This is a genomic window from Nodosilinea sp. E11, from assembly GCF_032813545.1.
Classification (GTDB): Bacteria; Cyanobacteriota; Cyanobacteriia; order Phormidesmidales; family Phormidesmidaceae; genus Nodosilinea.
On record NZ_CP136519.1, the window covers coordinates 7,501 to 11,601 of the forward strand.

4 protein-coding genes and 2 rRNA genes (1 of these 6 only partly in view) are annotated in these 4,101 nt (G+C 50.9%); 4 read left to right on the top strand and 2 right to left on the bottom strand.

From position 1 onward, the window contains the following. Window positions 1-1,226: ribosomal RNA gene (locus RRF56_RS02690) — 23S ribosomal RNA — on the top strand; it begins 1,658 nt to the left of the window's first position. 109 nt (window positions 1,227-1,335) lie between these two features. After that, window positions 1,336-1,452: ribosomal RNA gene (gene rrf / locus RRF56_RS02695) — 5S ribosomal RNA — on the top strand. Window positions 1,453-1,597: 145 nt separating this feature from the next. Here the strand turns inward: rrf and RRF56_RS02700 are convergent. Together RRF56_RS02700 and RRF56_RS02705 are read right to left on the bottom strand one after the other, a co-directional pair. Beyond that, window positions 1,598-1,885, bottom strand: a complete 288-nt coding sequence (locus RRF56_RS02700; protein ID WP_317033855.1) for a hypothetical protein — start codon at window positions 1,883-1,885, stop codon at window positions 1,598-1,600. Beyond that, window positions 1,878-2,474 (bottom strand): ParA family protein, encoded by a 597-nt coding sequence (locus RRF56_RS02705; RefSeq protein ID WP_317033856.1) that lies wholly within the window; start codon window positions 2,472-2,474, stop codon window positions 1,878-1,880. Before RRF56_RS02705 ends, RRF56_RS02700 begins: the two co-directional genes overlap by 8 nt. Before the next feature lie 303 nt (window positions 2,475-2,777). Between RRF56_RS02705 and RRF56_RS02710 the strand changes: the two genes are divergently transcribed. Together RRF56_RS02710 and RRF56_RS02715 are read left to right on the top strand one after the other, a co-directional pair. Beyond that, window positions 2,778-2,933 (top strand): hypothetical protein, encoded by a 156-nt coding sequence (locus RRF56_RS02710; RefSeq protein ID WP_317033857.1) that lies wholly within the window; start codon window positions 2,778-2,780, stop codon window positions 2,931-2,933. Between the two features lie 137 nt (window positions 2,934-3,070). Then, window positions 3,071-3,727 (top strand): recombinase family protein, encoded by a 657-nt coding sequence (locus RRF56_RS02715; protein WP_317033858.1) that lies wholly within the window; start codon window positions 3,071-3,073, stop codon window positions 3,725-3,727. Window positions 3,728-4,101 lie beyond the last annotated feature (374 nt).

A 4,101-nucleotide genomic window follows, 5' to 3' on the forward strand; every position in this document is an offset into this window, starting at 1 on the left:
GATAACTCTCTCTAAGGAACTCGGCAAAATGGCCCCGTAACTTCGGGAGAAGGGGTGCCCACGAGAGTGGGTCGCAGTGAAGAGTCCCAGGCGACTGTTTACCAAAAACACAGGTCTCCGCTAAGTCGCAAGACGATGTATGGGGGCTGACGCCTGCCCAGTGCCGGAAGGTTAAGGAAGTTGGTCAGGCTCTTCGGAGTTGAAGCTAGCGACTGAAGCCCCGGTGAACGGCGGCCGTAACTATAACGGTCCTAAGGTAGCGAAATTCCTTGTCGGGTAAGTTCCGACCCGCACGAAAGGCGTAACGATCTGGGAGCTGTCTCGGAGAGAGGCTCGGCGAAATAGGAATGTCTGTGAAGATACGGACTACCTGCACCCGGACAGAAAGACCCTATGAAGCTTTACTGTAGCTTGGTATTGGGTTCGGGCTTTAATTGCGCAGGATAGGTGGGAGACTATGAAGCAGCCCTTGTGGGGGTTGTGGAGTCACTGGTGAGATACCACTCTATTAAGGCTAGAATTCTAACCTTGACCCGTTATCCGGGCAGGGGACAGTATCAGGTGGGCAGTTTGACTGGGGCGGTCGCCTCCTAAATGGTAACGGAGGCGCGCAAAGGTTCTCTCAGGCTGGTTGGAAATCAGCCATTGAGTGTAAAGGCATAAGAGAGCTTGACTGCGAGACTGACAAGTCGAGCAGGTACGAAAGTAGGCCTTAGTGATCCGACGGTTCCGCGTGGAAGGGCCGTCGCTCAACGGATAAAAGTTACTCTAGGGATAACAGGCTGATCTCCCCCAAGAGTTCACATCGACGGGGAGGTTTGGCACCTCGATGTCGGCTCATCGCAACCTGGGGCTGTAGTCGGTCCCAAGGGTTGGGCTGTTCGCCCATTAAAGCGGTACGTGAGCTGGGTTCAGAACGTCGTGAGACAGTTCGGTCCATATCCGGTGCAGGCGTAGGAACATTGAGAGGAGTCTTCCTTAGTACGAGAGGACCGGGAAGAACGCACCGCTGGTGTACCTGTTATCGTGCCAACGGTAAACGCAGGGTAGCTAAGTGCGGAGTGGATAACCGCTGAAAGCATCTAAGTGGGAAGCCCACCTCAAGATGAGTGTTCCCATGGCATAAGCCAGTAAGGTCACGGGTAGACCACCCGTTAATAGGCGCTAGATGGAAGTCCAGCAATGGATGTAGTCGAGGCGTACTAACAGACCGAGGGCTTGACCTCACACTCAAGTCCATCAACCAACCAACAATGGCTGTGTGCACAGCCTCACTTCTCTCAATTCAGTTCTTCAAGGAACTTAAACAACATAATATTAAAGCAACTAAGCTTTCCTGGTGTCTTTGGCGCTGTGGTCCCACTCTGACCCATCCCGAACTCAAATGTGAAACGCAGCTGCGGCGAAGATAGTGAGGGGGTTGCCCCTTGTCAAAATAGCTCGATGCCAGGTCCTTACTCAGAACGGCTTCACCCACTTAGTGGGTGAGGCCGTTCTGTTTTATTTTGACTAGATGCTGATTTTCTGAAAAAATCTCAGGAGATTTAGCTCATTTTTGTACAAATTGGTAGTACAATCCAGCAAATCGATTAATCGATTAATCGATTAATCGATTAATCGATTTGCTGTGGACCCATTGCTCTAATAATTCAGCCACCAACTCCGAGAAATCTTTGTCAGTATCCACCAGCTGCCGTTTGACACACTTGTTGAGCTCGATGGGGATATATGCTCCTACCTGAATGTAGTTAGGGTCAGAGCGCTTGCCGGTGGCCTTACGCTGATGCTTCTTTGGTTCGGTTTTCGGCCCTGGATCTATGACCGACTTTGCTATCTTCTCGCGTTTCTGAGCTAGTTTGTCGAACATGCTGGATGTGTCATGCATGGCTCTCAATCTCCTTGGCTAGTGATTCATACTCTCCCCAGGCGATGCGACCAAAGCGATCGCCCGTCTTATATACGGGCACTCCAGCCAGGGCTGCTTTCTCATAAGCGGTTAAGCGCCTAATCATCTGACTAAACACTGGAATGCTTAATTGGTTAAGCGTTCTCTTGGCTTGGGTGGCAGTGCCCTTTTTGCGGCTGTCAACCATCGTCAGCACCACGCCATAGGAGGTCATGTTTTTTAGGTTATCGACGGTAGCCAGCAGAGCCTCTAGGGCCAGAGCGTCGGGGGTAGAAGGCAGCACCAGTAGATCGCAGCCATCAGCTAGGGCCTCTAGCTCATCCTTGTCGGGGTGGGCTTCGGTATCGACAACGATGTGTTCTTTGCCTTTAGACGCTTTCGCTGCCGACATCAGGTCGCAAACTTGAAAGGGCAGCGTCCCCCGTTTTGCCCAAGAGAGGGATGAGCGATTAGGGTCGCCATCGACCAGCAGAGTTTTGCCAGACTTTTTGGCAAAGTAGCAGGCCAGGTGTACGGCGGTGGTGGTTTTGCCAACCCCTCCTTTGAAACCAGCAACGGTGACAATCATACGTATATCCGGCTAATCAGTTAAGCAGACAGCCGACTAACCGATTGGCTGATTAGCCAAATTTTATCGCTTAATTTCTAATTCGAATAGCTGATTGATCAATTGATTGGAGTGCAAGGAGTGATTTGAGCCTGTGGTAGTTCAGCAATGGGCCATAGACGAACATCGCTTGGGGCTCCATCCCATCCTGCGTCGCGTATGGATCAAGCCGGGTGGCACACCTCAGAGCAAGTGGTCGATCAGAATGCCTGCACCTAGTTTTTCTGCCCCTTACTCCCCGCCTATACAACCGGCAGAGCCACTGTGGCCCATTCTCAACGGAGTCTAGCTAGCCAGGTTGTTGAAACCTGGGATGACCTCTTAGAGCAGGTAGAGCAGCGTTGTGTACAACGCCTAAACCTCACCGACTTTATCCCAGTCTTGACCGAGTTTCAATGGTGGAAGGCGTTTCAATGCTAAGTGTGCTTGATCAATCGGACTTGGTATGGCAGGAACCTATCTTAATAATTTGTACCATTCAGAGTATTGTCTAATTGGTACAGAAAAACTGTACGACACAGCAAGTATTTCAGCCTCCTATTTCCCGAGGGGTTCAATTGGTACAAAAAACGGTCGCCATCTATTGTCGGGTTTCGACAACTGATCAATCTTGTGACAGACAGGAGCAAGATTTGTTGGTCTATGCCCAAAAAGCTGATTTCGAAGTTGTCGGAGTCTGGAAGGAGATGGCCTCGGGCACCGCACAGAATCGTGTTGTCCGACAGAAAGTAATGGCTTTGGCTCAAGCGCGTAAGATTGATGCCATTTTGGTCACAGAGTTAACTCGGTGGGGACGCGGTACCTTAGATCTGATTCAGACACTACAGGATTTACAGAGCTGGGCTGTCTCTCTGATAGCTCAAACCGGGATCCAGTTCGATTTGGCGACGCCCCAAGGGCGGCTGATTGCTCAGCTCATGGCGGTGTTAGCAGAGTTTGAGCGCGACTTAGTGAGTGAGCGGGTGCGCTCTGGGCTAGCCGCAGCGAAGGCTAAGGGAAAGGCGCTAGGTAGGCAACCGGGGCAATCCATTAAGTCTGACCGTCTCGGTCCAAAGGTGATACAGATGGTGGAAGATAAGGTTTCCTATCGCACTATTGCTCATGACTTGAAGCTCAGCAAAACGACCGTGACGGAGATTGTCAAACGGCATCGGCAAGCCCATCCTGATTTTCAACCCCCGAGATCTAAAATGGCTTCCCGAAAGAAAGCCTAGTCTGTTTATTCAACTCAAGATTACGCTCAGAGACATCCGACCACCGATTTGGTGACGGGTGCTGACCTTGCCTATTTAGAACTGACTTTTCCTTTTTTGTTGCTTTGTCTTGGGGAGAGATGAGAGATTTATTCCCAAGGTGCGTATTTGCATAACTTCATGTGATTTTGCACCCAAGGGCCATAAGTGCGTTAATGCCTATGGGTTGAGTAGTTTTCTCGTTGCGCAACTGCCGCTGCCAATGTTCAGCCCTAAACCAAACAAGCCGATCGAACCCTCTAACGTGATCGCACGTTGTGATCGAGGCACAAGAGCGCACAAGAGCGCTGCTACCGACTGCGGTAGATTGGTATCGCCCCTACAAGCCTCGTTGT